Consider the following 1,068-nt stretch of genomic DNA (forward strand, 5'->3'; position numbering starts at 1 on the left):
ATGGACTTGGGGCGCGCTCGATATCTTTTCAAGCGCGTACCGCCCCAGTCAAACTGCCCGGCTACCGGTGTCCTCCGCCAGGAGTGAGGGTCGCAGTCACTACCGGGTAGTGTTTCATGGATGCCTCGGTGGCCCGCTAGCGCGGGTACCTGTGTACCGGCTCCTACCTACACTGCACAGTAGCGACCACGTCCCAGCGACAGCCTGCAGTAAAGCTCTATAGGGTCTTCGCTTCCCCTTGGGGGTCTCCAGACTCCGCACTGGAACGTACAGTTCACCGGGCCCAACGTTGGGACAGCGAGGCTCTCGTTGATCCATTCATGCGAGTCGCTACTGAAGCGACAAGGTACTACGCTACCTTAAGAGGGTCATAGTTACCCCCGCCGTTAACGGGTCCTTCGTCCTGTTGTACCAGGTGTTCAGATACCCGCACTGGGCAGGATTCAGTGACCGTACGAGTCCTTGCGGATTTGCGGTCACCTATGTTGTTACTAGACAGTCGGAGCCTCCAAGTCACTGCGACCTGCCGCTTCCCGCGGCAGGCATCCCTTCTTCCGAAGGTACGGGACTAGATTGCCGAATTCCCTAACGTCGGTTGATCCCGACAGGCCTAGGCTTTCTCCGCCATGGGCACCTGTGTCGGTGCTCGGTACGGACATCGTCCTCGTCTTTTCACGGGCCCCAGGTTGAACCGAATTTCTCTATTCCGCCGTTCGTCCGCTTCGTGCCATTACGGCTTCCACGGAGTTGGACGGTTCGACCGGGCGATGGCCCGGCTCGGTCTACCCCAAGGCGTCGACTTTGAGTGGACGGTGGCACAGGAATATTAACCTGTTTCCCATTTCGACCTACGCGAGTTACGATAGGTCTTAGGACCGGCTAACCCTCAGCTGACGAACAGTGCTGAGGAACCCTTGCCCTTTTGGCCGTCAGGATTTCAACCCGACTTTCGCTGCTACTATGACCAGGATTTTCGTTTCAAATCGGTCCACACGAACTCTCGGCCGTGCTTCCACCCGATCAGAACGCCGACCTACACAATCGCCTTCTTATGGGCGTGGTCAGGTA

The 1,068-nt window shown here is 57.8% G+C and carries 1 rRNA gene; it reads right to left on the reverse strand.

Annotation, left to right across the window (positions count from 1 at the left end):
* Nucleotides 1-1,068: ribosomal RNA gene (locus tag ACMGFG_RS24195) — 23S ribosomal RNA — on the reverse strand; the annotation flags it as partial.

The organism is Halosimplex halobium, from assembly GCF_051414055.1.
Lineage (GTDB): Archaea > Halobacteriota > Halobacteria > Halobacteriales > Haloarculaceae > Halosimplex > Halosimplex halobium.